The organism is Yoonia sp. (assembly GCF_036007805.1).
In the GTDB taxonomy this organism is placed as follows: domain Bacteria; phylum Pseudomonadota; class Alphaproteobacteria; order Rhodobacterales; family Rhodobacteraceae; genus Yoonia.
Genome location: NZ_DASYOK010000138.1, coordinates 1 through 3192 on the forward strand (window position 1 = coordinate 1; position 3192 = coordinate 3192).

General features: G+C 59.3%; 4 protein-coding genes and 1 pseudogene. 1 reads left to right on the forward strand and 4 read right to left on the reverse strand.

Features of this window, described 5'->3' with window-relative positions; all coding sequences use genetic code 11:
* The coding region (locus VGP75_RS08065) for a CarD family transcriptional regulator (RefSeq protein ID WP_327543172.1) at positions 1–98 on the reverse strand (98 nt) is incomplete at its 3' end.
* 208 nt (positions 99–306) lie between these two features.
* Positions 307–642: a ferredoxin FdxA gene (gene fdxA, locus VGP75_RS08070; RefSeq protein ID WP_055687558.1), complete on the reverse strand. Its 336-nt coding sequence runs from the start codon at positions 640–642 to the stop codon at positions 307–309.
* A 217-nt stretch (positions 643–859) separates the two neighbouring features.
* On the opposite strand from fdxA, the gene VGP75_RS08075 reads away from it, so the two are divergent.
* Entirely contained in the window at positions 860–1642 is a 783-nt protein-coding gene (locus VGP75_RS08075) for a DUF533 domain-containing protein (protein WP_327543170.1), read from the forward strand.
* On the opposite strand, the gene hslR is transcribed toward VGP75_RS08075, so the two are convergent.
* Both hslR and VGP75_RS08085 read right to left on the reverse strand, forming a co-directional pair.
* On the reverse strand, positions 1639–2010 hold the full coding sequence (gene hslR, locus VGP75_RS08080; protein WP_327543171.1) for an Hsp15 family ribosome-associated heat shock protein: 372 nt from the start codon (positions 2008–2010) through the stop codon (positions 1639–1641). The genes VGP75_RS08075 and hslR overlap by 4 nt on opposite strands.
* Positions 2007–3192 (reverse strand): annotated as a pseudogene (locus tag VGP75_RS08085) (disulfide oxidoreductase); the annotation flags it as partial. The gene hslR and the pseudogene VGP75_RS08085, both read right to left, overlap by 4 nt.

Genomic DNA, 3192 nt, shown 5'->3' on the forward strand with positions numbered 1-3192 from the left:
GCAATTTCTTGCGTCTCGATCGACACAATTTTGCCGACCCCGTGGGCGGGGTAAACGACAAACTCGTTGGGGCTAAAGTCGTATTTTTTCTTGCTCATGATCGTCCTTTCATGACGGCCCGCGTTTGACGACAAAAAAACCGCCGGGGGCAATTCGCCTCCGCCGGGAGCTGTCGTCTGTTTATCTGGATCACGTCGTTCGCAGCATTCCGGCTAGTATATCATAAAAACAGAGCCAGCGGAAGTATCGCGAATCAAAGCCAGAACGACCTGTAAACATTGGCACTTTGCGCCAAATCAGCGCGAATCAGCCGCCCTCACCGGCTGCTTCCGAAAAGAGCTCCATCTTGCCTTCTTTGCCGTCCATCTCTTCGGCAGTTGGCAGCGGGTCCTTCTTCGTAATGATCACGGGCCACATCTCGGAATACTTGCGGTTGAATTCAACCCATTTTTCCATGTCAGGCTCTGTGTCCGGACGGATGGCATCGGCAGGGCATTCAGGCTCGCAAACACCGCAGTCGATACATTCGTCAGGATGGATCACCAGCATGTTTTCACCTTCGTAGAAACAATCTACCGGGCAGACTTCGACGCAGTCCGTGTATTTGCAGGCGATGCAGTTGTCGTTGACGATGTAGGTCATAAGGCGGAGTTCCGATCAGTTCACGCAGCCTAGCTAGAATAGACTGGCCGCGCGTTCAAGGTCCAACAGCCCAACGAAAGCGGCGAAGTCCAAGATTGCGACAACATGTGCGATATTGCTGCGGTGTCTCAGGATGCTGGACAGCGCAAAATCTACCGGCCATCCTGTCGGCAGCGATTTCACAACAAAGAATTTTACCTGCGGAGAAGCCAATACAATGTCACTTATGAATACAGTTGCGAAAATGGCGGTCGGCTTTGCCGTCGCCAAGGGGATGGAATCAGTACAGAAAAATGGTGGCCTTGGTGGGCTACTAGGCGGCCTCACAGGGGGCAGCACACCAAAACAAGCCAGTGGCATGGGCGGTCTGGGTGACATTCTGGGCCAGTTGGGCGGCGGCGGTGCAGCGCAAACCTCCGGCGGGCTTGGCGGCATGCTGGGTCAGTTGACAGGCGGTGCAGCCGCGAGTGGCGGTCTTGGCGGTTTGCTGGGCCAGCTTGGGGGTAGCAGCAGCAGTGCCGCAGCGGCCGGTGGGCTTGGCGGCTTGGGCGCGCTTTTGGGCGGTTTGGCCGGCGCACGTGGCGAAACCTCGGGCACGGAGCTTGAAGCACTATTGAACCAAGACAACCCAGCCGATGAGCCCGATGAGGACGAAGTCGCGAAACTGATGCTGCGCGCCATGATACAAGCGGCCCGCGCGGATGGTGATCTGGACCAGGACGAAAAGGCCAAACTGTCCGCCCTTCTCGCAGACAGTAACCCCGGCACCGTCGAGACCCTGCAAACCATCCTGTCCGCCCCTGTAAGTGCGGCAGCGCTTGCAGCAGACACGCCCAAAGGCCTTGAGACGCAGGTCTACACCATGTCAGTGAACGCGATTACGCCCGACAATCAAGCCGAAGCGCAATATCTTCATGATCTGGCAAGCGCACTCGGCATTACGCCACAAACAGCCGACGCGATCCATGACAGCTTGGGCGCGCCACGGCTCTACAGCTAATCCAGCCCCATATCGCGGCGGTCTTTCTTTGTCGGACGACCGCCCTTTTCATAGCGCGGGTTCGCGCCCTGCGCTTCCGTGGGGCGCGGTTTCGGTGCAGGGGTAAGGTCTTCGTAAAGCGCTTGCGCTTCAGGCGCAGGACCACGGCGCTCACCACAGGCAACCACCCGCACCACTTTGGTTTCCTGTGCCTGCACGAACGTCAGGACATTCCCAGGGCCTATCGCACGGGCGGGTTTGCTGACAGGCTGGCTGTCGACACGGACCTTGCCGGAGGACACAACCCCTGCAGCAAGGCTGCGCGATTTGAAGAACCGCGCATGCCAGAGCCATTTATCCAGCCGGATGGTCGGGCGTGGGTCGGTCAATCCTTTTTGAAACCTGCCAAAGCGGCAGCGAACGGATTGTCAGGATCAATCTGCTTTTCGCGCTTGGGTTTCGCTTGGAAGGTTTGCGGTTTGTTGCCGCCACCCTGCGGTTTGGCTTTGCCCTTAGGCTTGCCTTTGCCACGGGGGCGGGCATCGCCTTGGGGGCGCGCAGGTCGGGCCGCGCGACCACCCCATGTGAAGGTATAGAACACCTCCATCTCGGGGCCGGTATCTGGCGTGGCCTCTGCGGGGGCCTCGGCAGGTGCGGCATCAGCGGCAGGCGCATCCACGGCCACGGCCTTTACTTTCTCGCGCTCACCCTTCTCGGCCTTATAGCCCAGACCGGTCATCAGATCGGCGAATTGCTCGAGCGTCATGCCGGTGATCGACAGCATATCGGGGTTCGCTTCGAACCCGCCACGACTATCCTTGTCGCGCAGCATATCGGCGAGGCGTTCCAGCATATCAATGCGGATTGCGCGTTCGCCAGCAGCGCGGTAGCCCGCCATCGCATAATACCCTGCAACCGCATCCTGAGCGGCAGGGACCGTAACCAGACCGGGGGGCGGGCTTTCAGGGAATTCGCCCAAACCCTTGGACAGCGACCACAGCACAAGACGCAAACGTGTCGGCGCGGGCTTGAGCAGAAGCGGCATGAAAATCGTGAACTGGCCGAAACGCACACCGTGCTTGCGCAACGCGCCACGGGCGTCCTGATCCAGTGCCTTGACCTCATCGGCGACTTCACCGCGCGGGATGATCCCGAATTCTTCGGCCATGCGATAGGCAAAGCCCTTCGCGGCCCCTGTCAGCGCCTCATCATTCTTGAGCGCGATAATCGGCTCGAATCCGGCGGCAATCTTGCGGTCAATGAAATGCTGCAAACGGCGCTGCACCTTGTTGGCGACATCGGCGCCCGCCTCTTCATCGACAAAGGCCTCAACGCCCGGCTTGAACGGATCGTCACCTTTGACCAGTTTGCCAACCGCCTGGCTGCCCCACATCAGGCCGCCCTGTTCGGTGAAATCAATCTCGGGATCGGGGGCGTTATAGAAACGGTCTGCCAGCAAATGGAACTGCGGCACAAGCGCCTGCACCGAGGCCTGACGCAATGTCTTGGCCTCATCGGGGCTGCCTGCTTTGTCCATCCGGAAACGGAACCCTTCCAACCGTCCGACGAAT